This is a genomic window from Pseudomonas sp. RT6P73, from assembly GCF_054897715.1.
Map to the genome: position 1 here is coordinate 1,901,638 of NZ_JBUBUV010000002.1, position 25,563 is coordinate 1,927,200.

The 25,563-nt window shown below is 60.5% G+C and carries 26 protein-coding genes and 1 pseudogene; 16 read left to right on the plus strand and 11 right to left on the minus strand.

The features are described 5' to 3' along the window. Position 1: 1 nt before the first annotated feature. From ACYZT6_RS09300 to ACYZT6_RS09345, 10 genes are read left to right on the plus strand one after another with little or no spacing between them, the layout of a single operon-like run. Positions 2-547, plus strand: a complete 546-nt coding sequence (locus ACYZT6_RS09300; RefSeq protein WP_462026614.1) for a PilN domain-containing protein — start codon at positions 2-4, stop codon at positions 545-547. Beyond that, complete coding sequence (locus tag ACYZT6_RS09305) at positions 534-1,082, plus strand: GspMb/PilO family protein (RefSeq protein WP_461958248.1); 549 nt, start codon at positions 534-536, stop codon at positions 1,080-1,082. Before ACYZT6_RS09300 ends, ACYZT6_RS09305 begins: the two co-directional genes overlap by 14 nt. Continuing rightward, positions 1,082-1,600: a hypothetical protein gene (locus ACYZT6_RS09310; protein ID WP_462026615.1), complete on the plus strand. Its 519-nt coding sequence runs from the start codon at positions 1,082-1,084 to the stop codon at positions 1,598-1,600. The genes ACYZT6_RS09305 and ACYZT6_RS09310 overlap by 1 nt, the downstream gene beginning before the upstream one ends. Beyond that, positions 1,597-3,447 carry a secretin N-terminal domain-containing protein gene (locus ACYZT6_RS09315; protein WP_462026616.1) on the plus strand — a complete coding sequence of 617 codons (1,851 nt, stop codon included), beginning with the start codon at positions 1,597-1,599 and terminating at the stop codon, positions 3,445-3,447. Before ACYZT6_RS09310 ends, ACYZT6_RS09315 begins: the two co-directional genes overlap by 4 nt. Positions 3,448-3,449: 2 nt before the next feature. Next, entirely contained in the window at positions 3,450-3,923 is a 474-nt protein-coding gene (locus tag ACYZT6_RS09320) for a type II secretion system protein (protein ID WP_462026617.1), read from the plus strand. 4 nt (positions 3,924-3,927) lie between these two features. After that, positions 3,928-4,302, plus strand: coding sequence for a type II secretion system protein (locus ACYZT6_RS09325; protein ID WP_462026618.1), 375 nt, complete (start codon positions 3,928-3,930; stop codon positions 4,300-4,302). Next, positions 4,277-4,816, plus strand: a complete 540-nt coding sequence (locus ACYZT6_RS09330; protein ID WP_462026619.1) for a type II secretion system protein — start codon at positions 4,277-4,279, stop codon at positions 4,814-4,816. The genes ACYZT6_RS09325 and ACYZT6_RS09330 overlap by 26 nt, the downstream gene beginning before the upstream one ends. Next, positions 4,813-5,208 (plus strand): curli production assembly/transport protein CsgE, encoded by a 396-nt coding sequence (csgE, locus tag ACYZT6_RS09335; protein WP_462026620.1) that lies wholly within the window; start codon positions 4,813-4,815, stop codon positions 5,206-5,208. The genes ACYZT6_RS09330 and csgE overlap by 4 nt, the downstream gene beginning before the upstream one ends. Then, positions 5,205-5,624 (plus strand): curli assembly protein CsgF, encoded by a 420-nt coding sequence (locus ACYZT6_RS09340; RefSeq protein ID WP_462026621.1) that lies wholly within the window; start codon positions 5,205-5,207, stop codon positions 5,622-5,624. Before csgE ends, ACYZT6_RS09340 begins: the two co-directional genes overlap by 4 nt. A gap of 31 nt (positions 5,625-5,655) precedes the next feature. Continuing rightward, entirely contained in the window at positions 5,656-6,522 is an 867-nt protein-coding gene (locus ACYZT6_RS09345) for a CsgG/HfaB family protein (protein WP_461958253.1), read from the plus strand. A 1,249-nt stretch (positions 6,523-7,771) separates the two neighbouring features. Here ACYZT6_RS09345 and ACYZT6_RS09350 read toward each other — a convergent pair. The 4 genes from ACYZT6_RS09350 to ACYZT6_RS09365 are packed head-to-tail and all read right to left on the minus strand — an operon-like array spanning position 7,772 to position 13,398. Beyond that, complete coding sequence (locus tag ACYZT6_RS09350; protein WP_462026622.1) at positions 7,772-9,220, minus strand: curlin; 1,449 nt, start codon at positions 9,218-9,220, stop codon at positions 7,772-7,774. 27 nt (positions 9,221-9,247) lie between these two features. Continuing rightward, positions 9,248-9,709 (minus strand): curlin, encoded by a 462-nt coding sequence (locus tag ACYZT6_RS09355; RefSeq protein WP_462026623.1) that lies wholly within the window; start codon positions 9,707-9,709, stop codon positions 9,248-9,250. A 60-nt stretch (positions 9,710-9,769) separates the two neighbouring features. Continuing rightward, on the minus strand, positions 9,770-12,016 hold the full coding sequence (locus tag ACYZT6_RS09360; RefSeq protein WP_462026624.1) for an Ig-like domain-containing protein: 2,247 nt from the start codon (positions 12,014-12,016) through the stop codon (positions 9,770-9,772). Positions 12,017-12,051: 35 nt separating this feature from the next. Continuing rightward, complete coding sequence (locus ACYZT6_RS09365) at positions 12,052-13,398, minus strand: hypothetical protein (RefSeq protein WP_462026625.1); 1,347 nt, start codon at positions 13,396-13,398, stop codon at positions 12,052-12,054. Between the two features lie 291 nt (positions 13,399-13,689). On the opposite strand from ACYZT6_RS09365, the gene ACYZT6_RS09370 reads away from it, so the two are divergent. The 5 genes and pseudogenes from ACYZT6_RS09370 to ACYZT6_RS09390 all read left to right on the plus strand — a co-directional run bounded on the left by ACYZT6_RS09370 (position 13,690) and on the right by ACYZT6_RS09390 (position 19,672). Further along, positions 13,690-15,138, plus strand: a complete 1,449-nt coding sequence (locus tag ACYZT6_RS09370) for an ATP-binding protein (RefSeq protein ID WP_462026626.1) — start codon at positions 13,690-13,692, stop codon at positions 15,136-15,138. A 184-nt stretch (positions 15,139-15,322) separates the two neighbouring features. Then, a pseudogene (locus ACYZT6_RS09375) lies at positions 15,323-15,622 on the plus strand (copper oxidase); the annotation flags it as partial. Between the two features lie 26 nt (positions 15,623-15,648). Next, positions 15,649-16,680 (plus strand): SCO family protein, encoded by a 1,032-nt coding sequence (locus tag ACYZT6_RS09380; protein WP_462026627.1) that lies wholly within the window; start codon positions 15,649-15,651, stop codon positions 16,678-16,680. A 102-nt stretch (positions 16,681-16,782) separates the two neighbouring features. Then, positions 16,783-18,276 (plus strand): sensor histidine kinase, encoded by a 1,494-nt coding sequence (locus ACYZT6_RS09385; RefSeq protein ID WP_462026628.1) that lies wholly within the window; start codon positions 16,783-16,785, stop codon positions 18,274-18,276. Further along, the gene (locus ACYZT6_RS09390) at positions 18,245-19,672 is read left to right on the plus strand and encodes a sigma-54-dependent transcriptional regulator (protein ID WP_462026629.1); all 1,428 of its coding nucleotides are present in this window, start codon (positions 18,245-18,247) and stop codon (positions 19,670-19,672) included. The genes ACYZT6_RS09385 and ACYZT6_RS09390 overlap by 32 nt, the downstream gene beginning before the upstream one ends. A gap of 3 nt (positions 19,673-19,675) precedes the next feature. Here the strand turns inward: ACYZT6_RS09390 and ACYZT6_RS09395 are convergent, their stop codons facing one another. Further along, entirely contained in the window at positions 19,676-20,062 is a 387-nt protein-coding gene (locus tag ACYZT6_RS09395; RefSeq protein ID WP_462026630.1) for a hypothetical protein, read from the minus strand. 179 nt (positions 20,063-20,241) lie between these two features. On the opposite strand from ACYZT6_RS09395, the gene ACYZT6_RS09400 reads away from it, so the two are divergent. Next, a complete protein-coding gene (locus ACYZT6_RS09400; RefSeq protein WP_462026631.1) occupies positions 20,242-21,054 on the plus strand; it encodes a class I SAM-dependent methyltransferase in 813 nt (270 codons plus the stop codon). A gap of 13 nt (positions 21,055-21,067) precedes the next feature. Here ACYZT6_RS09400 and ACYZT6_RS09405 read toward each other — a convergent pair whose 3' ends face one another. The 6 genes from ACYZT6_RS09405 to ACYZT6_RS09430 all read right to left on the minus strand — a co-directional run bounded on the left by ACYZT6_RS09405 (position 21,068) and on the right by ACYZT6_RS09430 (position 25,525). Next, entirely contained in the window at positions 21,068-21,376 is a 309-nt protein-coding gene (locus tag ACYZT6_RS09405; RefSeq protein WP_462026632.1) for an addiction module antidote protein, read from the minus strand. Between the two features lie 2 nt (positions 21,377-21,378). Further along, positions 21,379-21,672: a type II toxin-antitoxin system RelE/ParE family toxin gene (locus ACYZT6_RS09410; RefSeq protein WP_462026633.1), complete on the minus strand. Its 294-nt coding sequence runs from the start codon at positions 21,670-21,672 to the stop codon at positions 21,379-21,381. Positions 21,673-22,042: 370 nt separating this feature from the next. Then, positions 22,043-22,735 carry a GNAT family N-acetyltransferase gene (locus ACYZT6_RS09415; RefSeq protein WP_462026634.1) on the minus strand — a complete coding sequence of 231 codons (693 nt, stop codon included), beginning with the start codon at positions 22,733-22,735 and terminating at the stop codon, positions 22,043-22,045. 115 nt (positions 22,736-22,850) lie between these two features. Continuing rightward, positions 22,851-23,642: a ChbG/HpnK family deacetylase gene (locus ACYZT6_RS09420; protein WP_462026635.1), complete on the minus strand. Its 792-nt coding sequence runs from the start codon at positions 23,640-23,642 to the stop codon at positions 22,851-22,853. Then, positions 23,614-24,831: a GNAT family N-acetyltransferase gene (locus tag ACYZT6_RS09425; RefSeq protein WP_462026636.1), complete on the minus strand. Its 1,218-nt coding sequence runs from the start codon at positions 24,829-24,831 to the stop codon at positions 23,614-23,616. The genes ACYZT6_RS09420 and ACYZT6_RS09425 overlap by 29 nt, the downstream gene beginning before the upstream one ends. Before the next feature lie 4 nt (positions 24,832-24,835). Further along, entirely contained in the window at positions 24,836-25,525 is a 690-nt protein-coding gene (locus tag ACYZT6_RS09430; protein WP_462026637.1) for an N-acetyltransferase, read from the minus strand. Between the last annotated feature and the right edge of the window lie 38 nt (positions 25,526-25,563).

Below are 25,563 nucleotides of genomic sequence, written 5' to 3' on the forward strand. Positions count from 1 at the left end.
TATGCGCGCCTTGACGCTCGACTTTCAGCCGCGCCGCCGCTCGGGCCCTTTGGGCTGGAGCCTGCTGGCGGGTGGCGTGGTGCTGGTGGTGACCTGTTTTATCGCCCAGCAGCACGTCGCCGAACAAGCCTCGCAACAGCAAGGCCATTTGCAGCACGCCCAGCGCGAACTTACCGGTGACACCGGCAGCAAAGTCACCCTAAGCCCGGCCGAAACCCGCGAGCAGGCACAGAACCTGGCGGAAATGCGCAAGGTCTCGCAGCAACTGCGCCGGCCCTGGGAACGCCTGTTCGCCATGCTCGAAGCCATGCCGCGCGACAACGTTGCCTTGCTGACCCTGACCCCGGATGCCCGTAAAGGCCAAGTGCGCATCAGCGCCGAGGCACGGGACCTGGAAGCGATGCTCGATTTTCACCGCCGCCTCGAAGCCAGCGACGAGCTCTCCGATGTGTCGCTGCTCAGCCACGAAATCATCGTGAAATCACCGGAACAACCGGTGCAATTCAACCTGTCGGCTAGCTGGGAGATCGGCGATGCAAATCTCTAGATTGATCGTCCACGAATACCTGCAAGGCCTGGGCGTGCCCGGCCTGGCAGGGCTGGCGATGTTGCTGCTGGCGCTGGCCTGGGCCTTGGGTGGCTTGATGCCGGACTGGAATTCGTTGCAAACCCTCAGCCAGCAGACCCGCGAAGCCGGCGAGTACCTGGCCAAGGTTGAAGACGGCAGTGTCGCCGCCCCGGTGGTGCCGCAACGTCAGCTCGACGACTTCCGCAGCAAGTTGCCGTCGCAACCTCAAGCCACCGTGGCCATCGACAAGATCTATGCGCTGGCGGCCCAGGAACACATCACCTTGGCACGGGGTGAATACTCGCTGGGCATCGACCCCAAGACCCATCTGGCGCGTTATCAGATTCTGCTGCCGGTGCGCGGCAGCTATCCGCAGCTGCGGCGCTTCCTGCACGCGTTGCTCGGCCAGTTGCCGGCGGTGGTGGTGGAGGACGTGGAGTTCCAGCGTAAAAAGATCGCCGACACCGACCTGACCGGGCGGATCCGCATGACCCTTTACCTGTCGAGGTCATGATGAATACCAAACGCGCAGTGGGTTGGGTGGGGTTCTTCGGCGTGGCCGCGGCGCTGACCTGGGGGGCTGATTACTTCATGCCGTCGGACGAAGGTGATGCATTGGTCGCGACCGCGACGACGCCCGCCAAAAGTAAAACCCGCGGCACGCTGCCGGCCGTAGCAGCCAGCGGCAAACCGGCGGCGATCAAAGACCTGAGCCCATCCGGCGACCTGTTCGCCGCCCGCAGTTGGAAGGCTGCACCGACGCTGGCCAGCGTCACCGAACAACCCGTCAACCAGACTCCGGTGGTGCAAGTCCCCAGCGTACCGCCGATGCCTTTCCAGTTCGTCGGCAAGCTCCATGACCGTTCCGACCTGCAAGTGTTTTTGCAGAACGGCGAAAAAATATACGTCGTACGCAAAGGGGATGTGATCGACGACACCTGGCGGATCGAGGGGATTTCCGATGTGGAACTCAGCTTTGTCTACCTGCCTCTGCATTTGTCCCAGACCTTGTCTGTGGGGAGCACGCAATGATCAGATCATGCCGTAATACGCTAGGAGCGCTGATGAGCCTTTGCCTGTGCGCAGGGCTGGCCGCGTGCAGCTCGGCGCAGGTTGCCAAAGAGGAGGGGACCGACCTGATGGAGTCGGGGCAGTATGAAGCCGGCCTGGCCCGTATCGAGGAAGGGCTCAAGGAAAACCCTCGCAACACCGAACTGCACCTGGCCCTGACCAGCGGCCGCGCCCGTGCGGTGACGGCGTTGTTGACCCAGGGCGACATGGATCGCGCCCAGCGTGATTTCGCGTCGGCACGCATGGCGTATAGCCGGGTGTTGACCATCGAACCCAACAACCGTCGGGCCCAGGACTCCCTGCGCCAACTCGAACACATGCGCAGTCTCGATGACAAACTCGAACTGGCCCGGGGCGACCTGCGTCGCGGCGATATCTACGGCGCCGACCGCCAGGTCAAACAGATCCTCGAACTGGACCCCAAGAATGAAGGCGCCCTGGAGCTGCAAAGCAATATCCGTCTGGTGCAAAGCCGCAACGTGATTCCTTACCCGCAACTGCGCACCCGTCTCGACCGGCCGGTGACCCTGGAATTTCGCGACGCCAACCTGAAGACAATCTTCGAAGTGCTGTCCCAGGTCGCCGGTTTGAACTTCATCTTCGACAAGGACCTGCGCCCGGACATGAAAGCCACCATCTTCGTGCGTGACGTGCGCATCGAAGACGCCGTGGAACTGCTGTTGCAACAGAACCAGCTGCATCAGAAAGTGGTGAACGAAAACACCTTGCTGATCTACCCCGACTCGCCGCAGAAGCTCAAGGATTACCAAGAACTGGTGATGCGCACCTTCTACCTGACCAGCATCGATGCCAACACCGCGCTGAACATGATCAAAACCATGCTCAAGACCCGTGACGTGTTCGTCGATGAACGCCTCAACACCCTGACCATGCGCGACAGCGAAGACGCCGTGCGCATGGCTGAGAAACTCCTGCAATCCCAGGACCAGTCCAACCCGGAAGTGGTGCTGGAAGTGGAGGTGATGGAAGTCGCCACGCAGCGGATTCTCGACCTTGGCCTGCAATGGCCGAACACCTTCGGCGTGGTCAACAGCGACGGTTCGGCGGTGACCCTGCTCGATCAACTCAAAGGCATCAACTCCAGCCGGATCACCATTTCGCCATCGCCGCAGGCCAAGATCAACGCCCAGGACAACGACATCAACACCCTGGCCAGCCCGGTGATCCGCGTCAGCAACCGTGAGCAGGCGCGTATCCACATCGGTCAGCGTGTGCCGATCATCAGCGCCACCTCGGTGCCGTCGACCCAAGGCCCGGTCATCACCGAAAGCGTGACCTACCTGGACGTCGGTCTGAAGCTCGAAGTGCAACCGACCGTGCACTTGAACAATGAAGTGGCGATCAAGATCGCACTGGAAGTGAGTAACGCCACGCCGCTGGAGCCGACCCGCCAGGGCACCATTCCGGTTCAGGTCGACACCCGCAACGCCCAGACCACCCTGCGTCTGCATGACGGCGAAACCCAAGTGCTGGCCGGCCTGATGCGCGATGACCATGGCGCCACCGGCAACAAGATTCCGGGCCTTGGCGACATCCCCGGTCTTGGCCGGTTGTTCGGCAGCAACAAGGACACCGTCGGCAAGTCGGAACTGGTGCTCTCCATCACCCCGCGGATCGTGCGCAACCTGCCGTACCAGAGCCCGTCGGACATGGAATTCCCCACCGGCACTGAAACCAGCATGCACATCCAGGCGCCTGACCGTCGGATGCCGGCGCCGATTCAGAACGAACACATCGACCGGCCGGTTGCGTCCAATTCCACCCCTGTTGTCGTCGAGAAGCCTTGATCATGAACGCCTCGCAACGTGGTTTTACCTTGATCGAAGTCGTGGTGACGCTGGCCCTGATCGGCCTGCTGGCCGGTATGGCCGCGCCGCTGACCGAGACCGTGGTGCGCCGGGGCAAAGAGCAGGAGTTGCGCACGGCGCTGTACCAGATCCGCGACGCCATTGACGCTTACAAGCGCGCCTTCGACGCCGGTTACATCGAGAAGTCGCTGAACAGCAGCGGCTATCCACCGAGCCTGCAAGTGCTGGTGGAGGGCGTGCGTGACGTGCGCAGCGCCAAGGGCGCCAAGTTCTACTTTTTACGGCGCGTGCCGCATGACCCGCTGACGCCGGTCAAGCGTGACGACGACGGTGGCTGGGGCTTGCGCTCTTACGACAGCACGGCTCAAAACCCGCGGGATGGCGAAGACGTCTTCGACGTTTACTCCCACGCACGCGGCAAGGGTCTCAACGGCATTGCCTACCGGGAGTGGTGAGAACATGCGTCGGGAAAAGGGTTTTACCCTACTGGAACTGATGGTGGTCATGGCAATCATCGCGACCCTGATGACCATCGCCTTGCCACGCTATTTCAACAGCCTCGAAGCTTCGAAAGAAACCACGCTGCGCCAGAGCCTGTCGGCCATGCGTGAAGCACTGGATCACTACTACGGCGACACCGGACGCTATCCCGATTCCCTGGAGCAACTGGTGGAGCAGCGCTACTTGCGCAACCCGCCGATGGACCCGATTTCCGAACGCAAGGACCTCTGGGTGCTGGTCTCGCCGCCTGATGGCGTACCGGGCGGGGTTGCCGATATCAAAAGCGGTGCCACAGGGAGGGCGCGTGATGGCAGCCTTTATTCCGAGTGGTAAGCCCACCGACGAGGCCGGGTTCACTTACCTGGGCGTGCTGTTTCTGATCATGGTGATGGGTATGGGCCTGGCCAGTGCCGGCGAGTTGTGGTCGACCGCCTCGCGCCGTGATCGCGAACGCCAGTTGCTGTGGGTCGGCACTCAATACGCCCAGGCGTTGCGCAGTTATTACCGCAGTTCGCCGGGCCTGGCGCAGTACCCGAAAGAACTTGAAGACCTGCTGCAGGACGAGCGTTTTCCAACGGCCAAACATCATATTCGCCAGCTGTACCCGGACCCGATTGGCGGTGGTGAATGGACCCTGATGCGCGGGTTCGACGGACGCATCACCGGTCTCAACAGTCCTTCCACGGATTTGCCGCTGAAGCAGTCGGATTTCCCCAGCCAGTGGTCGGACTTCACCGGCATGGCGAGCTACAAGGACTGGCAGTTTGTGGCCGAGAAAGCCTTCCTCGATGGCGCCTCGGGCCCGGCGAACAGCCACTCCGCATCGCCTCAGGGGGTGACGCCATGAACCGCCGCCAATGGCTGTCGGCCCTGATCCTCGCGTGTGTAGCGACGTTCGCCAGCGCCAGCGAGGAAGACGAAATGAAGGGGTTTATCGTCGATGACACGATCTCGCACATCGGTCACGACTTTTACTACTCGTTCAGTGAACGCCTGCGCGCCACCAGCCCAATGGATTTCAACCTGGTGGTACGCGAACGACCTTCGGCACGCTGGGGCAGCCTGGTGACCGTGGAATATCAGCAGCGATTGGTTTATCGGCGCTTCCTGCCACCGAACACCGTGGAACTCAAGGACGAGGCCTATGACGCCGCCGACTGGGTTCGCGGACAGATTGTCCAGCGCAAGCTGGAAGCCTTGTTGCAAGACACTACGGACCTTGAGAGGGACGAATTATGAAAACGAAAACAGTCTCACGGAACCTCGGGCTCTGGTTGATCGGGCTGGGAAGTTGCAGCCTGGTGCACGCCACGGAGCTGGTTTACACGCCCATCAACCCCTCGTTCGGCGGCAACCCGTTGAACGGCACTTGGTTGCTGAACAACGCCCAGGCGCAAAACGACTACGACGATCCTGACCTGAAAGACCGTGCGTCGGTGGTAGGGACTTCGGCCCTTGAACGCTTCACCAGCCAGTTGCAATCGCGGCTGCTGGGGCAGTTGCTGGACAACATCTCCACGGGCAATACCGGGAGCCTGTCCACCGACGCTTTTATCGTCAACGTCGTCGACGACTCCGGTGCACTGACCATTGAAGTGACCGACCGAGCGACCGGTGAAATTTCGGAAATCCAGGTGAATGGCCTCGCCCCTTGAAGGGGATTCGGGTCGATGGGGAGAAATGGACATGAAAAAAATAATAGCGCTGGGGCTGATGTTGGCGGCATTGCAAGGGTGCAGTTTGCGCGAGAATGTGGGCGCCGAGCAGGACACAGAATCACCGACCCTGACACCTCGGGCGTCGACTTATTACGACTTGATCAACATGCCACGACCCAAGGGCCGGTTGATGGCGGTGGTGTACGGCTTCCGGGATCAGACCGGGCAGTACAAACCGACCCCGGCCAGTTCTTTTTCGACCAGCGTGACCCAGGGCGCGGCGAGCATGTTGATGGATGCGTTGCAGGCCAGTGGCTGGTTTGTGGTGCTGGAACGGGAAGGGCTGCAGAACCTGCTGACCGAGCGCAAGATCATCCGCGCCTCGCAGAAGAAACCCAATACGCCGGTGAATATTCAGGGCGAGCTGCCACCGTTGCAGGCGGCGAATCTGATGCTGGAAGGCGGGATCATCGCTTATGACACCAACGTGCGCAGTGGCGGGGAAGGGGCGCGGTATCTGGGGATCGATATTTCCCGGGAGTATCGGGTGGACCAGGTGTCGGTGAACCTTCGTGCGGTGGATGTGCGCAGTGGGCAGGTGCTGGCGAATGTGATGACCAGCAAGACGATTTACTCGGTGGGCCGCAGTGCCGGGGTGTTCAAGTTTATCGAGTTCAAGAAGTTGCTTGAGGCTGAGGTGGGTTACACCACTAACGAGCCGGCGCAGTTGTGTGTGTTGTCGGCGATCGAGTCGGCCGTCGGGCACCTGTTGGCCCAGGGGATTGAGCGGAATTTGTGGCAGGTGGCCGGGGATAATTCTTCGCCTGATAACAATGCGACGCTGGATCGTTACCTGACTCAGAACAAGGTTGTGCCTGAGGGGGAGGAAGAGTGAGCCGAGGCGGCCTTCGGGCCGACCTGGTTTTGCCCTCGATCTGATGATCTTGACCTTGGCGGCCTTAAAGCCGACCAAGTTCACCCTGATATACCCGGTCCCCTGTAGGAGCGAGGCTTGCTCGCGATGGCGGCCTGACAGCCGACCAGTCTTTTTCAGGTGTACATATCCATTCCTGCGGTAACGGCCACCTATGGTTTCGCCCTTACGGCGAGTCCCTTTTTCAAACGCCAAAAAGGAACCAAAAGTCTTCGCCCCAGCGTCCGGCCCCTCGCTTAGGCTCGGCGTACCCTCGCTCCGGCATTCATCTGGGGGTATCGCCTCCGGTTGGCTTCGCTTCAACCTCCTCTCGATGTGTGCGGCTTCGCCGCACGGCGCTGCGCGCCCACCCCCCAGATGAACGCCTCCACTCGGCCTACCGAAGGGGCGGGCAGATCAAAAGCCAGATCAAGATCAAGAGCTGCAGGCGAGCTAACACTCGGACTGTTGAGTGGTGAAAAGCGGGTGTACGCCGAACACCTGTAGGAGCGAGCGGTGCGGCGATCCGACTTGCCCGCGAAGGCGGCCTGACAGCCAACCTGTTTTTTGCTGGTGTACGCCGATCCGTTGTGGGAGCTGGCTTGCCTGCGATGGCGGCCTGATAGCCGGCCAATTTCTCGCAGGCATAACCAGGTACTAACTGAATGTGAATACTCGCTCAATTATCTTGAGTGCCGACTTTCCATCAGCTTCATACAAACCAGCTAATCGCTGCTGGTCAGAAAGTCGGTGCAATTTGAAGTGGTTGTAGAACGCTTGGCCCAAACGCTGGCCGCTAAAGCTTCCTGTGCAATGCATTGCATGGAAGTCCTGGTAGGCGCTCTTTTCAAGCATCAGTCGAGTGATACCGTTTGCCATCCTGTTGACCAAGTTCAATGGTAAGAAACATGAGAATAGGGGACGCACCGCTGGTTTGTCTCGTGAGGAACCCCCACAAGCGATGAAGCATTGCGCGCCAATTCCCGGATTTACCCAGTCCCTGTGGGAGCCAGCCTGCTGGCGATTGCCATGTTCCATTCAGCATTGATGTCGGCTGACACTCCGTCATCGCGAGCAGGCTCACTCCCACAGGGGATTTTCGTCGTTCACAAAATCGGTGTCCCATGGAGATCAAATGTGGGGGCGAGCTGACTTTAAGGCGACACCTCTCCATCAGGCACAAAAAAACCGCGACCCTCCCCCAAGGGCCGCGGTTTCTTATGCCTTTCGGTTATTGCTGCAACACAGTCGCCCGGTTGTCAGAACCCAACTGCTGAACATTCGCCATCTGGGTCACGCCACTCTGGTCAACACTGGCAATGTTGCCGGTACCGCCCTGGGTGACATAGGCCACGTTCATGGTGTCAGCCTGTTTGACGGTGATCATGTTGTCGCTGCCATACAGCTGCGTGGTGAACGCCTGGTTGCCCGTGCCCGACTGGTCGAACTCGGTGGTGTTGCCCGTGCCGTTGGTGGTGCCCTGGGCCAGGTTGGTGGTGCCGCGCTGGTCGGCGATCAGGATGTTGTCGCTGCCGTTCTGGTCGAAGTACAGCTCGTTGTAGGAATCGGCCTGGCTGATGGTGGTTTTGTTGCCGCTGCCGGTCTGGTTGGTGGTCATGATGTGGCCAGCGCCATCCTGTTTGAAGCTGGCGATGTTGCCGTTGCCGGCCTGGGTGACGGTCGCAATCTGGTTGCTGCCGAATTGGCCGCCCAGTTGCGGGCCTTTCCAGTTGCTGGCGTAGACCTTGTTTTCGGTACCCACGGAGGTGGCTGTCAGCACATGGCTGTCGCCACTCTGGTAGGTGAAGTGCACGTTGCCGGTGCCTTGCTGGTACAGCGCGAGTACCGAGCCGACGGAGTCGAACTGGTCGGCGTAAATGGCGTTGACGTCACCGACTTGCAGGACCTGGGCATAGTTGTTTTGGCCGAAGCTCTGGTCGACCACGGCTTCGTTGGCTTGCCCGTACTGGTTGACGGTGGCCTCGCTCGCGGTTTGTGCGCCTTGCCAGACCTCACTGCCGTTGAAGTCGCCGAACTGGTTGATGGTCACGATACCGCCGTTGCCATCGCGCTGGTCGCCATAGGCATAGTTGCCTTCACCGGCCTGGTTGATGCCAATCTCGCCGCCCATGTGCGCGATCTGTTCGGCGGTGCCGTAGTTGGCGGTGCCGTACTGGATGATCGTCGCGTTGTTGGCGATGCCCAGTTGAATCTGCTCGATATTGGCCTCGTTGTTATCACCGAACTGGAAGGTCTGGCCTTGGGTGGCTTCCTGGCTGTCCTGATAGATGAACGAGAAGTTGCCGCTGCCCGACTGTTGTTGCAGCGCCTGGTTTTCGCCCATGCCGATCGACTGGCTGGCATGGCTGGTGTTGCCGCTGCCGACCTGTTGCTGGGTGATGAGGCCGCCGTTCTCGAACAGTTGCTCACCGTAAGCGGCGTTGTAGTCGCCGACTTGATCCTGGGTGATGGTGCCGGTGGCATTGTCTTGCACCGCCGCGGCATCGTTACCCTGGCCAAGTTGTTGTTGGGTGGCGGTACTGAACGGGGCCGCGGTCTGTTTCACATCGGCAACGTTGGCGGTACCGAGCTGGTCCTGGGTGGAAACGCTGTCGTCGGCCATCGCCTGGGCACTGACAATGACCAGGATGGCGGCGGTGAGGGGCGTCAGTTTGAACATGATGAAACCTCCAAGGGGTGCAGTGCTTTAGCGATATTGTTTAACCGAAACGCTCATGCCGTTTCCCGACTGGGTCACGGCGCTTGAAAGCCCAGTACCGGCCTGGTCGATGCTGGCGTCGTTGTTATTACCGTTCTGGGAAATCTGCGCGCGGTTGTGGCTGCCGTTTTGGGTGATTGAGGCGGCGTTGCCGGAACCTTGCTGAGTGATCATTGCCATGAGGTCGCTGCCTTGTTGCAGGATGTAGGCTTCCTGGTTACTGCCCGACTGGACGATGGTGCCGAGCAACGATTGGCCGTTCTGTTGCAGCAGCGCCACGTTGGCCTGGCCGTTCTGGTCGATCAGCGCCTGCTGGCCAACCGGTGGTGGCAACTCGCCGAGATCGGCGGAAGGTGCCAGGTCGTCGTTCTCCATCAAGTCGTCGGCGCGCACGCCTGCACTGCTGCAAAGCAGAAGCAGGCAGAGCAGGGCGGCGGTCGGCGTTTTCATGGCGTTGTCCTGTGCGGAGAGGCCGGCCCCACCCGCCAAATCGGCGGGTGGGGCGAGGGCTCAGTTGGCGATGACCGTCACGGTACGCACGGTGCCTTGGGAGGAGCGGATGGTGGCCGTCGGATTAGCGGACGGGATCACCGTGGTGCTGTTGCCCACCGTCAACCGCCAGCGACCGGTCACCGGCACGGTGGTGGTGCCCAGGGTTACCAGCCCGGTCGGGGTGGTGACCTGTACGGTGATGGTGTTGCCGGTGATCACCGATGAGGTGCCCGCAAAGTCCCAGGTGAAGCGGTTGTTGGAGCGGGCCGACACCGTGGCTCCGGTCACTGCGAAGGTTTCCGCAGCAGGCCGTGGCGAGACTTGCACCGTGACCGTCGCCGGTGTCGACAGGGCGCCGAAGCTGTCCCGGGCGATGTAGGTGAAGGTTGTGGTAAAGGCCGTGGTGACCGTGGCCGGTGGGGTGTAGGTGATGACCGTGCCGTCAGTGGCGACGGTGCCGCGACCGGCTGGCGGTGGGAGCATGCTGGCGACGGTGAGCGGCACGTTGCCTTCCGGATCGGTGTCGTTGGCCAGCACACTGATCGGTACTGCCACGCCCAGGGTCGCGATGCTGTCGGCGACGGCCACCGGAGGCTGGTTAGGCGCCACGGTGATGGTCACGGTCGCCGGAGCGGTCGAGGCCAGGCCTTTGACGTCTTGAGCCATGTAGGTGAAGGTCGTTGTCAGCGGAGCATTGACCACGGCAGGTGGGGTGTAGATCACCGCTGCCGTGCCGCTCAATGCCACGGTGCCTTGCTCGGCAGCCGGTTGGGTCAGCGCGGTGATGCTCAGCGGCGTGTCGCCGTCGGGGTCACTGTCGTTGGCCAGCAGGTTGAGGGTCAGCGGCACGCCGAAGCTGGTGCTGCCGGTGTCGGCGACCGAGAGCGGCGCCTGGTTCTCGCCGGTATCCGGTGCAGCCCCGACGACTACGACAAGCTCGGTATCACTGCCGCCAGCGGCGGATTTGACCGTGACGGACGCCGGTGGCTGAGTCAGGTCGGCGACGGTGATTTTTTGCAGGGTGCCGGTTTTCGACAGACGTCCGTAACCCTGCGCGACCATGTCCGGCACCGCCACTTCATCCGTGGAGGTGGCCTCGATCAGCAGGCTGTGATTGCTCCAGTTGTAGCGAGCGGTCTGGATTTTCACCAGGTCGGTGACCTTGCTCGACACTGCCGTCGGCCGGGTAGTGCCGGCCGGATTGGTGGCGGTGACCACTACCACCGAAGGCACGGTGGAGCCCGTCAGGCGATGGCCGAAGAACTGGCCATTGTTGTCGCCGAGCATGTTGGTCAGGCAGGGCGTCTGCGGTGGTCCGGGCACAAGCGCCACGGTTTCGCGGAAGCACAGGCTCGAACCGTTGGTTGATTTGCCAAACACTTCTACCCGGGTACTGCTGGTGCCCGGGCCTGAAGAGGTGCGGCGGTAAGTGGCGCGGCCAATTTCCGCCGGGGTTTGCGCACGGTTGTCGAGGACTTTGCCGGACACGGTAAAGAGGTTGGTCTGGATGGTCCCTGCCGGCCCCTGCACACGCAGGAAGTTGTTATTGAACGGGCTGCCGGTGACCGCTTCGGTGAGGTTCGGATCGCCGATGAAAGTCTCGATGGCGCCGGTGTCCGGGTTCACTTCGGTGTAGGGGCCGTTGACGCTGCGCAGGAATGGCCCGACCTCCCCGTTGAGGGCACCCGAGAAATTGCCCGGTGCGCCGATGCCGATGTCGCGGGTGATGTTGATCGCCCGACGGCCAGGTGTGGTGACGTTGACCGTGTCCACACCGTACGGGTGGGTGATGGTGTAGGTCCCGGCGACAGGCACGTTCACCCGCAGACGAATCCGCGCGAAGCTTGCCTGGTCGCCGTCGACAGGGTTTTCCGAAGCGAAGGCCGCTTCGATCCCGGCCACGTAGGCATCCACGCCATAGCCTCCGACATCGGCGATGGTGGTCTCGGCGAGGTACCAGAACGTTTCCGGTGGCCAGTTATCCGGAAACACCATCGGCAGGGTGTCGTCGTAAACTCCAGGTTCCGGATTGAGGATGCACATGTAGGAAGGCGCGCCCGGTGCTCCAGGTGACCGCGAGCTGGTCGCCCGCGACTGGCACAGTTCCAGCGACAGCAGATTGTTGTCCTGATACCACATCGGGAATTTCCCGGTGGCGAAGGTGTAGGGGCCGGGGTCGACGGCATTGAGTTGCGCGAAAGCACTGCCGGACAGCGATAGAGTCAGTCCCAGGGCGTTGAGCGCCAGGCGTGGCAATTTGTTCATGATGCCTCCTGATGAGGATCTGGGCCTATGTGCGTTCATTGCACGATGACCACTTCTTCGGTGTCGCTGCCGCCATTGGATGACGTCACTCGAACCTTGGCCGGTGGAATCGGCGAGATGCCGGTCGCCAGGGATTTCACTGCGCCATCGCCACTCAGGGCGCCGATGGCGACACCGGTGCCGGTGGTGGCGGTGAGTACCGGCGGCGAGGTTTCATCGCTGGTCGAAGCCACGACCGTGATTTGCGCGGTGCTCAAGCTGTACTGGGCGGTCTGGATCACCACCAGGTCCGTCAGTGGCATCGACAGCGTGGTCGGCGTGCTGGTGGGAATGGCCAGGTGGTTGTCGGCGGTCACCACCAGGGTGCTTGGCAACGTCGGGTTGGTGGCGGACTGGGCGTACCAGTGACCGGAGGTGTCAGCCTCGGTCAGGTTCAGCGCCGGGCTGTTGCTGTCCAGGGTCACGGTGGCCGGTGGCGGCGGGGCCATGACGAACACATCCTGCTGCGCCACCGGTGCGCTTTCACCGGCCTTGCGCGAGTAAGTGCTGCGCTCGGTGATCATCGGGGTTGGCCGGACGACGTTCGACAACTTGCCGGAAATGGCCATGACCGTCGTGCGCAAGTCCAGACCGTTAGGCCCTTCGATGCGGATGTAGTTGGTATTGAAAGGGCTGCCGGTGAAGGCTTCTTCCAGGTTCGGATCGCCGACGAAACGCTCGGCCGCCCCAGTGACCGGGTTGGTTTCGGTGTAGGGGCCGTTGACGCTGCGCAGGAACGGGCCGATGTCACTCTTGAGTGCGCCGTCGTAGGTTTTCGGCGTGCCGATGCCGATGTCGCGGGTCATGTTGATGGCGCGAGTCCCACCAGCGGGAACGTCGAAGATGTCGACGCCGTAGGGGTGGGTGATGGTGTAGACACCGGCGGTGGGCACGTCCACCCGAATGCGGATGCGGCCAAAACTGACCTGGTCGCCTTCGACCGGTTCTTCAGCGGCGAAGGCGGCTTCCACGGCGCTGACATAGGACAGGTCGATGCCCCGTGCGGCGTCGACGATTGAGCCGTCGCCGGTGAACCAGAACGACTCATCGGGAAAGTTGCTCGGGAAAACGATGGGCTGCGCGTCGTCGAAAACCCCGGGGGTCGGATTCAACAGGCACATGTAGGCCGGCGCGCCGGGTGTACTGGCAACCCGGGAGCTGACTGCCTTGGACAGGCACAGATCGAGGGTTCGACCATGGCTGTCCTGATACCAGGCGGCGAAGGAGCCGTTGGCTGGCACAAAGGGGCCGGGGTCAACGGCAAACAGCGCTGCCTGGGCAACACCTTGGGCTAAAGCGCTGACGACCAGGGCGGCCGCCGTTTTGGACAGTAAAGGGTGCATGAGTATTCCCTCTATCGAAGTACCTGCCCCGTAGGGATGGGTCAGTCGAGGAGGCTTCGGCAACTTCCATACCAATGTTTGAAAACGGCCGGCAGAGGCCCGCAGTGAAGGCGTGTAGCGCGCAAACGGTTTCGCGGCGCCGAGGGCGCGAGCGGGCGATTGTCCCCAGCATTGGGGGTAGGTGGGGGCTGTGGGGTGTGCGGGGAATTGGTGGGGGGGACAAAACCCGAAGTCGGGCAAACACCAGACAGTGGGCTATAACCCTATAGGGAGTTTCCGGGAACAACATCCATGACCAGTCAGACCACAACCCTCCAGAAAGAAGAGGGCGATGTCCGCTTGAGCTCGCGCAAACAGCCGTTCAATCTGCTGCGCTGGTTCTCGCTCATCAGCATGGCGGTGATCGGCTCGGTGGCGGTCGCGCTGGGCGCGGTGTCCACGCGTTTCGTGATTACCGAAAGCGTGCAGCGCGATGCGTTGCTCACGTCCCAGTTCGTTCAAGCGATTGCCTCGGCCGAGGTTCGCCATGTCTCGATCCCCAACGTGCGGACCATGGGCGAGCTGCTGGACCCGCGCAAAGACAAAGACTTTCCCGACGTTGACCCACTGGCCCGGGCCAGCGCCCGTGGCGAATTCCTCGACCATATCGAGCACTTGCCCGACGTGATCCTGGCCAACATTTATGCCCCTGACCGCATGGTGATCTGGTCCACCAACCCTGCACTGATGGGCACCACGATCCATGCCGACGATGACCTCGACCAGGCCTTTTCTTCCAGGATGCCGGTGTCGGCCAGTTACCACAGCGTCGACAAACGCCGCATGGAGCAGAAGTTCGTCACGCCGCCGGACTACATCTTCATTGAGAACTACATTCCGCTGTTCGATGCCGATGGCGATACCGTCACGGCGATGGTCGAGATCTACAAGGAACCCAAGGACCTGATCGACCGCATGGAGCGTGGCCTGGCGCTGATCTGGCTGGCCACGGCCCTGGGCGGCGGACTGATCTATTTGGGGCTGTACTGGATCGTGCGGCGGGCAGCGATCCTGCTGGAGACCCAACAAAAACAACTGATCACCAATGAAACCTTTGTCGCGCTCGGGGAGATGTCATCGGCGGTTGCCCATAGTCTGCGTAACCCGTTGGCGACCATCCGCTCCAGCGCAGAACTGGCCCTGGAGTTCGACAGTGGCCCGGCCCACAAGAACATCAACGACATCATCGGTCAGGTGGATCGCATGTCGAAGTGGGTCAGGGAATTGCTGCAGTCGTTACGCCCGCTCAACGACGAGGCCGAGCCGGTGAACCTGGTGGCGGCGTTGCATGACAGCCTCATGGCCTTCGAGCATCAGATTGCCAAGGCTGGGGTGCAGGTGGTGTTCGAGCCGCAGGAAACGCCGATGGTGTTGAGCCAGCAGGTGCAGCTCACTCAGATCCTCAACAGTTTGCTGGCCAATGCCGTGGAAGCGATGGACGGGGGTGGCATGCTGACCATCACCCTGGAGCCGACCGATACCCGGGGCATCTGCGTCGTCGTGAGCGACACCGGCAAGGGCATGAACGAAGAACAGCGCAGCATGGCCTTCCGGCCTTTCTTCACCACCAAGCAAGGCGGGCTGGGTGTCGGGCTGGTGCTGGTGAAGCGGATCATGGAGCGTTTTGGCGGCGCGGTGACCTTGGGCAGCCGTGAAGGCGAGGGCACCTCGGTCCGTCTGGCGTTCAAACGGATTCCCTGACAATGGGTATGAACTTTCCCCGTTAGCGGGTGCCAGGCCCCAGTCGTTTCTCCGATCGTGGCGAGTTGGTGTTTGTAAGCCATTGTTTTGTTAGTGTTTTTGCTCTTGTGCAAATCTGTTACAGATCTGGCGAGGTCCTTGCAAAACCACCACTACCTCCTTCACGACTTCGAGGCGGCTGGTGATGGACAGAAAAGCGCGGCACCCCTTCAAATGGGTCAGCCTGATAACGCCTCTGAGCGTCCTGCTCACTATGACGCTGGGCACAGCGACTCTGCAGGCCAGCCCCATCGATGACGTCAAAGGCAGCCGAGACACGACGCGCAAGGAAAACATCCTGCCGCCGTCGGTGCAGACGCATTTCAATTACCCCACCCCACTGGCGGCCGTTGGCCCGTTGCCACAGCAGGACCCCATCAAAGCGGCCGGCAGTGCGCCACCGAGCGCGGTACTCGACGCCTTTATGCGTCAACCGGGGCTGACCTTCGGCCCACACGTGACGGTGAAAAAATGAAGCGCACGGGAGCCGACACACCACCGCATACGCCGCGCTCACGCGCCTTGGGCATGCACCTGATTCTGGTCCTGGTCACTTGCCTGTTGGCCCTTCAAGTGCTGCTCGCTCACGAAGGGGTACTGGCGCCAACGGAATCGGCGACACCCTGGGGCGGCGATTACTTTCCCAACACTCTGCTGACCGATCAGGACGGTCGGCAGGTGCGGTTCTTCGATGACTTGATCAAGGACAAGGTGGTGGTGATCAATTTCATATTTACTTCGTGCAGCGACTCCTGCCCGCTGGAAACCGCGCGCCTGCGTCAGGTGCAAGCGTTGCTGGGCGACCGGGTCGGCCAGGACATCTTCTTCTACTCGATCAGCATCGACCCACTCAGCGACACGCCCGAGGTGCTGAAGGCTTACGCACAACGCTTCAAGGTCGGGCCGGGCTGGAAGTTTCTGACCGGCGAATTCGAAGAGGTTACCGATCTGCGCAAAAAACTCGGGCTGTTCATCGAAGGCGTCGACAACGGACGCAACAAAGACCACAACCTGAGCCTGATCGTCGGTAACCAGTCCACGGGTCGCTGGATGAAAGCCTCGCCGTTCGAGAACCCGTGGATCCTCGCCGATCAGTTGGCCAACACCTTGCAGAACTGGAAGAAGCCCAGCGTTGGAGAAAGTTACGCCGATGCGCCCGAGATTCGCCCGCCGAGCAATGGTGAAGAATTGTTTCGCACCCGTTGCGCGTCGTGCCACAGCCTGGGGCCGATGGATGGGCAGGGCATCGGTCTGCGCAGCATCGGCCCGGACCTGATCGGCGTGACTCGCCGGCGCGACCCGGCCTGGCTCAGCCGCTGGATTCGTGAACCGGACCGCATGCTCGCGGAAAAGGACCCGATCGCGGTGGAGCTGTTTGAGCGTTTCGACAGAATCCCGATGCCCAACCTGCGTCTGGACGAGAACGCGGCGCAGTCAATTATGGGATTTTTGCAAGAAGAAACCGATCGTCAGCAACCGCTGCAAGCGGCGCAGGTGCAATAGCGGCGAAATACTATCAGTGGAGCCGTCAACCGCGATCAATGCCACCTACACTGATCCCAGACACGGCTTAAAAGGCTCGATGCAAGTCTCCAGGACACTCCCATGCAGACGCTGGAACAACAAAAAATTTCTGCGCCGGACACACCGGCAGCAGGGAAGCCGTGCCGGGGCGGACAGTTCAATCTTCTGCGCTGGTTTTCATTAGCCAGCTTTTTCATCATCGCCGCCGTGGCGGCGGGGCTCGGCTACATTTCCACGCGTTTTGTGGTCACCGAAAGCATCGCACGCGACTCCATGCTCACCGCGCAATTCGTTCAGGCCATCGGCGATGCGGAAATCCGCCATGCCTCGATCAACCCGATCAGAACCATGGGTGAAATGCTCGACCCGCGCGATGACAATGCTTATCCCGACGTCTCCCCAATAGCGCGTGCGTCTTCGCGCGGCGAGTTTCTCGATCATGTGAAACATCTGCCGGATATTTTGTTGGCCAACGTGTATGCCCTGGATCGCACCGTGGTCTGGTCGACCAACCCGGAGCTGATCGGTGTGCGCATCGAAAACGATGATGAACTCGACGAATCCTTTGAAATGAAGGAAGCGGTGTCCACCAGTTACCACGAGATCGACGACGAGCGTCCCGAGCAGAAACTGCTGCGTGAGCCTGAACACCTGTTCATCGAAAACTACATCCCGATGTTCAATGCCGACAAAAGCAAAGTCATGGCGATGGTCGAGATCTACAAGGAGCCGGTGGATCTGGTAGAGCGCATTCAGCGTGGCTTCAGGGCAATCTGGCTGGCGACCCTGGTCGGTGGTCTGGTCATCTACCTTGGGTTGTTCTGGATTGTGCGGCGTGCGTCCATGTTGCTGCAGAGCCAGCAGAAACAACTGATCACTAACGAGACCTTCGTCGCCCTGGGGGAAATGTCCTCGGCGGTCGCCCACAGCTTGCGCAATCCGCTGGCGAACATTCGCTCCAGCGCCGAACTGGCCCAGGAAATCGCCAGTCAGAATGCGCAAAAGAACATTGGCGACATCATCAATCAGGTTGATCGCATGTCGCGCTGGGTCCGCGAGTTGCTGGTGTCGTTGCGGCCCATGAACGACGACTCCGAAACAGTCGACCTGGTGCTGGCCATCGATGACACCCTGAGCGCCTTCGACGCACTGATCAAACGCTCGAACGTGGAAGTGCGCTTCACACCGCAAACCTGTCCACCGGTCGTCAGCCAACAGGTGCTGCTCACACAAATTCTGAATAGCCTGTTTGCCAACGCCCTGGAGGCCATGCCCAAGGGCGGCATGCTCAGTATCGATATTGAACAGCCCCGATCCGGACAGGTGCGGATGACCTTGAGTGATACCGGCAAAGGCATGACCAAGCAGCAGCAACAGATGGTCTTCAAGCCGTTTTTCACCACCAAACAAGGAGGGTTGGGCGTTGGCCTGGCCCTCGTCAAACGAATAATGGAGCGTTTCGAAGGCGCGGTCGAACTGACCAGCCAGGAGCAGGAAGGAACCCGCGTCTGTCTCAATTTTAAAGTGGCAACGGGAGGGGAATATGGAGCACAGCATACTGCTGGTCGAGGATGATGAACTCCTGGCCGAGAATATTCAGACCTACCTGGAGCGCAAAGACTTCGAGGTGACGGTCTGCCACTCGGCTGAAGAGGCGTTGGATAAACTGGGTACGTTCACCCCTGATGTGGTGTTGACCGATAACTCGCTGCCGGGCATGAGCGGTCACGACCTGATCCAGAAGCTGCGCATCAGCGCGCCGGATCTGAAAGTGATCATGATGACCGGCTACGGCAACGTCGAAGATGCCGTGGTGGCGATGAAAGAGGGCGCTTTTCATTACGTCACCAAACCGGTGGCCTTGCCGGAGCTCAAGCTGCTGCTGGACAAGGCCCTGGCCACTGACCGAATGGAGCGCACGCTGTCGTTTTATCAGGAGCGCGAGGCGCAGAAGTCAGGAGTACAGGCATTGATCGGAGTATCGGCTCCGATGCAATACTTGAAAAACACCATTGCCCAGTTGCTCGACGCCGAGCGGCGCATGGCCAATACCGACCTGCCGCCGGTGCTGGTGGAAGGCGAGACAGGTACCGGCAAGGAGCTGGTGGCCCGGGCGTTGCACTTCGATGGTCCGCGCAGCAAAGGTCCGTTCATTGAATTCAACTGCGCGTCGATCCCGTCCAATCTGGTGGAGTCGGAACTGTTCGGCCACGAGAAGGGCGCCTTCACCGACGCCAAGGATCGTCGTGTCGGCCTGGTGGAAGCGGCCGATGGCGGCACGCTGTTTCTCGACGAAATCGGTGAAATGGACCTGCTGCTGCAAGCCAAACTGCTGAAGCTGCTGGAAGACCGGACCATCCGCCGGGTCGGCTCGGTAAAGGAGCGCAAGGTCGATTTGCGGGTGATCAGCGCGACCAACTGCAACCTCGAACAAATGGTGCAACAGGGCAAGTTCCGTCGTGACCTGTTCTTCCGTTTGCGCATTATTTCGATCAAGGTTCCGCGCCTGTATGCCCGTGGCGCAGACATCTTGCTGCTGGCCCGGCACTTCCTGGCGATCCACGGCAAACGCTATGGCAAACCTAACCTGCATTTCAGCGACCAGGCTGAAGAATTGCTGCTCAGCTACAGCTGGCCGGGCAACGTGCGCGAATTGCGCAACATGCTCGAGCAAACCGTGCTGCTGGCGCAGAGCGATACGATTGCGGTCCATCAGTTGAACGTGTGCCTGAGCCTGGTGGATGACCCGATCATCCTGCAGGAAGCACAGCACCACGAGCCGCGCCCGGTGTACAACGGCACTGAGTCGATGAACCTGCCGGAAGTCGAGCGCGACATGGTGCGCAAGATGCTCGACAAGACCGACTGGAACGTCACCAAGTCCGCACGGCTGCTGGGCCTGAGCCGCGACATGCTGCGTTACCGGATCGAGAAACTCGGCCTCGCACGCCCGGACAAACGCCAGTGGTGAGCCTTATTGCAACGTAACACTTTGACGGCTGAGGCATTCGAGCACGCACCGGGGGTCGAAGACTTCTTCGTTGACGTAGACGCCGCGTTCCGGATCGTAGGAGCGGATGAACACTCGAACGGAGGCATCCGCGACCGTCGGCAATACTGAGTCGTAGAACTCATGCTGGCTGGCAATCGGGATGAAATCCTGAGGGGCCGTCGGGATGTATGACCGAGGCGGCACCGTGCTCAGGGAGGGCGGCACCGGGTGGGCGAAGGGCTGGTCGGCCCCGTAATAGTTGAAGTTACTGCTGTAATCGGTGGTGGGTGTCAGCGTATCGTCCGCCTGGGCGCCGGTGATGGCGGTCAGGCTGAGGGCGAACAGCAGCGTCAGATCAGTTGTTTTCATGGCAACACCTGCGAAATCGGTTTTCCCGCACTTCCCCAAGGCCATTAACTATAGCTGCCGTACGGGCTCGCGTTCGCGAAGCCCGGATTACAACATTCCAACAAACGCCCAATGGGGTTTCTCAGCACCCTGATCTAGACTCGTGCCGGTCAACCAAGAGCCGAATTCTGGAGTGCGCAATGGAAATGCCGAACAAAGAAAATGCCATCGCCAGCAACCGCGATGCCTGGAACGATTCCGCCCGACACCATAAAGACACCCCCGATTGGCAGGCCCTGGTGAAGGCGGTCAGTCAGCGCGATTTTTGCTGCATCGACGACACACTCCGCGGTGTGCTGGAGCAAGTCGGCGTCGATGGCAAGGACGTGGTGCAACTGGGCTGCAACAACGGGCGCGAAAGTATTTCGCTGTTTGCGCTGGGCGCGCGCAGGGTGGTGGGCGTGGATCAGTCCGAGGCGTTTCTCGATCAGGCGCGAGAACTGGCTTGCCTCTCGCCGCATCAGCCTGAATTCATCGAGGCCGACATTCATCACCTGCCGACCCAACTTCATGAGCGCTTCGATGTGGCGCTGATCACCATCGGCGTATTGAACTGGATGCCCGACATCGGCGCGTTCTTGCGCCATGTCGCGCAGACCCTCAAGCCTGGCGGCGCGTTGGTGGTGTACGAAACCCATCCCTTCCTGGAAATGTTCGATCCCGAGGCCACCGATCCTTATCGCCTGGACAGCGCGTACTTTCGCCGCGAGCCGTTCGTGCAGGACCAGCCAATCGTCTACGAAGGCAAAGTCGACCAGCAGGCCGCGTCGTCCTACTGGTTCGTCCACACCCTGGGCGCAATCTTCACCGCCGCCATAGAGGCGGGGCTGCAGATCAGCCACTTCAAGGAGTACCCGCATTCCAACCGCGAGGAACTCTATGACCGGTATGAGAAGCAGACGGCGCAGTTGCCGTTGTGTTTTACGTTGGTGGTGGTGAAGCGAGCAGCTTAGTCAGAAGAATCTCTCAAAGAACCGAGTGATTTACCGAATGACCCGGCTGCGCACACAGATCAATGCCGAGGGCATGGATGACCTTCAACACCGTATCAAAGCGCGGTTTTGCACCGGGCGCGAAGGCCTTGTACAGGCTTTCGCGACCCATGCCCGAATCCTTGGCAATCTGTGTCATTCCGCGCGCTTTCACCACATAGCCGATAGCACGAAGAAATTCCTCGTTATCGCCATCTGCGAGCACTTGTGAAAGGTACTCGCTAATGGCTTCGTCACTGTCCAGCAGCGCCGCCATATCGAAAGTAGTCAAAGTCTGGCTCATGTTTAAACCTCCTTTGCCAATTTTTTCGCCCGCCTGATATCGGCGGCTTGCGAAGATTTGTCACCACCAGCCAAAAGCACAATGACGACACTGTTTCGCAAAGTGAAGTAGACCCGATAGCCGGCACCGACGTCCACGCGCATTTCGGAAACGCCATCGCCCACCGGTTTGATATCGCCCAGATTACCTGCAGAGGCACGATCAATGCGGCGAGCGATAGCTACCTTCGCCCGCAAGTCACGGACTGAGGCATGCCATGCCACGAAGATCATAGTTTGTTGAATAATATAATTCATTGCTCAAATGTATCCATATGGATACGAATGAGCAGTCAGGCGGTTCCTTGGCTATGGGTGTTTTTTCCCAGAGGTGTGTGGGACTTATCCTGCTCTCGCGAGCGAGATCATTTGGTCTCCCTGTATTTGATCGTCTTCGAACACAAATGCTGTGTGCGCTGAAAATCTATTGTGGGAGCGAGCCTGCTCGCGATAGCTATCTGTCAGTCACATCAATACTGAATGACCCACCGCCATCGCTAGCAGGCTAGCTCCCACATTGGAACGTCGTTGAACACAAAATCTGCGTGCGCTGAAGATCCACTGTGGGAGCGAGCTTGCTCCGGGCGGCGTTCCGACGATGGCAGCGACTCGGTCTCTGGTCCAGCAATCAGGCATTCGCCGCCCCCGTCACCACCGGCCGTCCCGGTTTGCGCAGCGGATCAAGCCGCGAGCCGGTGTAGCGGGTTTCGCGGTAGAAGCGCCAGCGGCCGAACAGTCCGTAGACGTGGGTGACGCGACCCTGTTCGTGATAGCCCATGCGGATGTGCAGCTTAAGCGCCGGGATGTTGTGGGTTTCGCAGACGTCCACCACCTTGTGGCAGCCCTGGGCCGCCATTGCCGCCCAGAGGTCTACCTGAGCATCCACCGACAGGCTGGTGCCGAAGTACGGGCGGGTCATTTCGCCGCCGAACTCGAAGAACTCACCAGGTTTGACCGGGAACCAGCAGCCGTAATAGTGACGGTCGTGGTAGTCGCGGGTGCTGGCCCAGATGAACGCAATAGCGTGGCCTTCTTCGTCCAGATACATGTGCCCGGTGTGACCCTCGGTGGCGAGTTCGGCCATGGTCTCGACGCGGTCACCAAAATGCTTGCTGAAAGCGATGGCGTTTTCCGAGGTGATGATCACCTTGCGCAGGCCCGAATAGGGGCGCAGTTTGTGCGGTGCTACCGGGCTGATCAGGTCGCGTTCCATCCATAAAAGCTCCCAGTGGAAGAACACGTAGCGTTTCCACAGCGTGTTGAACGTGCGGCTCAGGCCCTTTTGTTTTATGCGTTCGCGAAGCTTTTGGATGATGCTCATGACGCTCTCCTTAGCCTAAGCCAGGGTGTGGGTGGAAACGCTTTTGTTGTGTATAGATCAAGCTTGAAAGTTCATATCAAAGCGCCAGCTCAGAATATGTTGCAACTTATGTAACTCATTCGAGCGCGGCTTCACCTGTCATCAAAACGCTGTTCACAGCGCCATAGGAAACCCGCGGAACACCTTGAAGGCGCCGCTCTAGCACAAGGGTTAGCGACTCTTCTGAGTGCAAATAGGCATCGCCGAAATCAGCCCCGAGCTGAGTCGGATGAGCCACGATTTCCAGCACACCGTCGGTCGGCATGGCGTCGTTGCGCAGGTCCACTGGCGTGCATACATAATCTGCGGTCACCCCGGCCAGACTCTGCAAACGATTATTGAGCAACGTCTTGAACACGCGCTTTGGCAGGCTCAGGTTTTGCCCCAGATTGCGCGCAAGGCGCACGGCCACCCCTTGGCTCGCGGCGAAGCGGGCGACGATTTCGCCGATGGGCCAGATGTTGTGGACGTGTTGATGGGAATCGATGTGGCTGGGCCGTACGCCGTTGTCCACGCAGCGTTGCCATTGGGCCTTGAGCTCCTCCAACACCGCGTCGCGGTCGCGGCGACTGAGCCAGAAGCGATGGCGGGGCAGGTTGAGATCGAATACCCCGTTGCGGTCGCAGAAGTTCGATCGAGCCAGAATCGACTGACTCAAGGGGCGACCGTAGGTGAGGTTGAAATGCAGGCCGATCCGGTCCTTGAGCAACGGGTGCTGGGCCATGACGCAGGCCGCCTCGAAGGCCGGCATATTGGCCATGGCCGTGGCGGAGCTGATCACGCCGGCCTGGAACGCACCGAGGATCACCGCGTTTTCGCACGGGCTGAGACCGAAATCGTCAGCGTTGACTATGACTTGGCGAGGCATGTTCGCTCTCCCTGTTGTTGTCGGTTGGCTTCGCTGCTTTGACCACCGCGGCGACGGGGGCCGGTGCGGCGGCAACGGCCGCTGCTGAACGTTTGGCGCGCCGTTTTTGCAGCAAGGGTTTGAGCCACTGCCAAAATCTCAGTGCCAGGCCCAACGCAAGGCCGCTGGGGCGCCAGGAGTAAAAACTCCAGCGCCAGTGTTCCAGCTGTCCGGTCATGCGTTCGTGCAGTTGATGGTTGGAGTTTTCCAGGCTCACCCGCGAGGCGTCGATCCAGCGCCAGTGCTCGTCCAGGCCCCAGCGAATCCACTCTTCGAGCAGCACCCGACCGCTGCCCAGATCGGCGTATTGCGGCAGGAACGCCAGGTTGTAATCGTACAGTCGACCCTGCTCCAGCAACCCGAGGCGGTAGCTGATGCAGCGCCCGTCCAGTTCCAGCACCACGACCCGCACCAGCCCTTGTTCGGCGAGGGCGGTAAAGGCACGGTCCATCCATTGTCGGTGGCGTTCGTCGGCGAAAATCCCGACGCCTTCATCACCTTTCCAACTGACCGCTTCGACTTCACTGATGGCCTTCAACAACGGACCCATGGTCGAAGCGTCGGGGGTGATCCGCCGAACCTGGGCGCCACACGCCGCGATGCGTTTGCGTGCGCGGCGCAGTTTGTAGCGCGGGTCGCCGGAGACTTCCTGATGGTCCGTATCGCTGATCACGTGCACCGGCACCCGACAGCTGAGGCGTCGTTCACCGGTCGAACTGTGGGCCATCCACTCAGTCAGTGCGCTTTCTTCGCCGACCGGTTCCGACAACTCGTTGAGTTGCAGCAGGGCATGGGGCAGCTGTCGACGGATCTCGATCAGTGCCTTGCGGATATTCTCCGAGTCCGTTTTCGCGAGGAGCGCGAGACGGTCGGCGAGGGGATAGCCAAGGTGATGCAGCACGCGAAACGGCAGCCGGCCGAAACGTTCGACGCTGGCCACCAAGGGCAGGCACAAGACCAGTTCGTTGCCATGCCAGCCGAGCAACACGTGCAAGCGTTGCCCGGTGGTCAGTGCCTGTTCGGACGCGCGCATCCAGGCCAGGGTGTTGAACGGCGTGTGGTCCGTCACTCGCAGACGCAACGCTTCGTAAGCCGTTGCCGGGAAGTCAGCGGCGCACAGTGAAGTGCGCCATTCGAATCGTGCTGCCATAGGGTCAGGTCACCGCTGCCGGGGCAGGTTCACGCGTCGGTTTGCGAAAGGCATCCAGGCGTGAGCCGCTGTAATGGGTTTCGCGGAAGAAGCGCCAACGACCAAACAGCTCGTAGACGTTCATGATCCGCCCTTGTTCCTTGTAGCCGGTGCGTATGTGCAGTTTGAGGGCCGGGACATTGCGGTACTCACAGACATCCACCACCGTGTGGCAACCCTGGGCCAGCATGGCTTTCCACAAATCCGTCTGCAGGTCCATCGAGAGCGCAGTGCCCCAATAAGCACGGGTCAGCTCGCCGCCGAATTCGAAGAACTCGCCTTCTTTCACCGGGAACCAGCAGCCGTAATAGTGCTTGTCGTGGTAGTTGCGTGTCGTGCCCCAGATGAAGGCCACGGCGTTGCCCTGATCGTCCAGGTGCATCTGCCCGGTGTAACCTTCTCGGGCCAGTTCGGCCATGGTGTCCACGCGGTCGCCGAAGTAACGGGTGAAGGCCACGGCGTTCTCCGGGGTGATGCTGACCACCTCCAGCGGTGGATAGGGCCTGAGTTTGTACGGCGGCACCGGACTGACCAGGTCGCGCTCCATCCACAACAGTTCTTCGTGGGAAAACACGTAGTGCTTCCAGATTTTTTTGAGGGTGGCGCGCAAGCCTTTTTGTCTGATGTGGCGGCTGAGTCTCTGCAAAACGCTCATGTTATTGACTCCTGACGGTCTGGGCCGTAAGTGGAGTG

Bases quoted from the DNA above. Each gene is read 5' to 3' on its own strand.
- ACYZT6_RS09300 (WP_462026614.1), top strand. From the start codon at position 2: ATGCGCGCCTTGACGCTCGACTTTCAGCCGCGCCGCCGCTCGGGCCCT.
- ACYZT6_RS09305 (WP_461958248.1), top strand. From the start codon at position 534: ATGCAAATCTCTAGATTGATCGTCCACGAATACCTGCAAGGCCTGGGC.
- ACYZT6_RS09310 (WP_462026615.1), top strand. From the start codon at position 1,082: ATGAATACCAAACGCGCAGTGGGTTGGGTGGGGTTCTTCGGCGTGGCC.
- ACYZT6_RS09315 (WP_462026616.1), top strand. From the start codon at position 1,597: ATGATCAGATCATGCCGTAATACGCTAGGAGCGCTGATGAGCCTTTGC.
- ACYZT6_RS09320 (WP_462026617.1), top strand. From the start codon at position 3,450: ATGAACGCCTCGCAACGTGGTTTTACCTTGATCGAAGTCGTGGTGACG.
- ACYZT6_RS09325 (WP_462026618.1), top strand. From the start codon at position 3,928: ATGCGTCGGGAAAAGGGTTTTACCCTACTGGAACTGATGGTGGTCATG.
- ACYZT6_RS09330 (WP_462026619.1), top strand. From the start codon at position 4,277: ATGGCAGCCTTTATTCCGAGTGGTAAGCCCACCGACGAGGCCGGGTTC.
- csgE (WP_462026620.1), top strand. From the start codon at position 4,813: ATGAACCGCCGCCAATGGCTGTCGGCCCTGATCCTCGCGTGTGTAGCG.
- ACYZT6_RS09340 (WP_462026621.1), top strand. From the start codon at position 5,205: ATGAAAACGAAAACAGTCTCACGGAACCTCGGGCTCTGGTTGATCGGG.
- ACYZT6_RS09345 (WP_461958253.1), top strand. From the start codon at position 5,656: ATGAAAAAAATAATAGCGCTGGGGCTGATGTTGGCGGCATTGCAAGGG.
- ACYZT6_RS09350 (WP_462026622.1), bottom strand. From the start codon at position 9,220: ATGTTCAAACTGACGCCCCTCACCGCCGCCATCCTGGTCATTGTCAGT.
- ACYZT6_RS09355 (WP_462026623.1), bottom strand. From the start codon at position 9,709: ATGAAAACGCCGACCGCCGCCCTGCTCTGCCTGCTTCTGCTTTGCAGC.
- ACYZT6_RS09360 (WP_462026624.1), bottom strand. From the start codon at position 12,016: ATGAACAAATTGCCACGCCTGGCGCTCAACGCCCTGGGACTGACTCTA.
- ACYZT6_RS09365 (WP_462026625.1), bottom strand. From the start codon at position 13,398: ATGCACCCTTTACTGTCCAAAACGGCGGCCGCCCTGGTCGTCAGCGCT.
- ACYZT6_RS09370 (WP_462026626.1), top strand. From the start codon at position 13,690: ATGACCAGTCAGACCACAACCCTCCAGAAAGAAGAGGGCGATGTCCGC.
- ACYZT6_RS09380 (WP_462026627.1), top strand. From the start codon at position 15,649: ATGAAGCGCACGGGAGCCGACACACCACCGCATACGCCGCGCTCACGC.
- ACYZT6_RS09385 (WP_462026628.1), top strand. From the start codon at position 16,783: ATGCAGACGCTGGAACAACAAAAAATTTCTGCGCCGGACACACCGGCA.
- ACYZT6_RS09390 (WP_462026629.1), top strand. From the start codon at position 18,245: ATGGAGCACAGCATACTGCTGGTCGAGGATGATGAACTCCTGGCCGAG.
- ACYZT6_RS09395 (WP_462026630.1), bottom strand. From the start codon at position 20,062: ATGAAAACAACTGATCTGACGCTGCTGTTCGCCCTCAGCCTGACCGCC.
- ACYZT6_RS09400 (WP_462026631.1), top strand. From the start codon at position 20,242: ATGGAAATGCCGAACAAAGAAAATGCCATCGCCAGCAACCGCGATGCC.
- ACYZT6_RS09405 (WP_462026632.1), bottom strand. From the start codon at position 21,376: ATGAGCCAGACTTTGACTACTTTCGATATGGCGGCGCTGCTGGACAGT.
- ACYZT6_RS09410 (WP_462026633.1), bottom strand. From the start codon at position 21,672: ATGAATTATATTATTCAACAAACTATGATCTTCGTGGCATGGCATGCC.
- ACYZT6_RS09415 (WP_462026634.1), bottom strand. From the start codon at position 22,735: ATGAGCATCATCCAAAAGCTTCGCGAACGCATAAAACAAAAGGGCCTG.
- ACYZT6_RS09420 (WP_462026635.1), bottom strand. From the start codon at position 23,642: ATGCCTCGCCAAGTCATAGTCAACGCTGACGATTTCGGTCTCAGCCCG.
- ACYZT6_RS09425 (WP_462026636.1), bottom strand. From the start codon at position 24,831: ATGGCAGCACGATTCGAATGGCGCACTTCACTGTGCGCCGCTGACTTC.
- ACYZT6_RS09430 (WP_462026637.1), bottom strand. From the start codon at position 25,525: ATGAGCGTTTTGCAGAGACTCAGCCGCCACATCAGACAAAAAGGCTTG.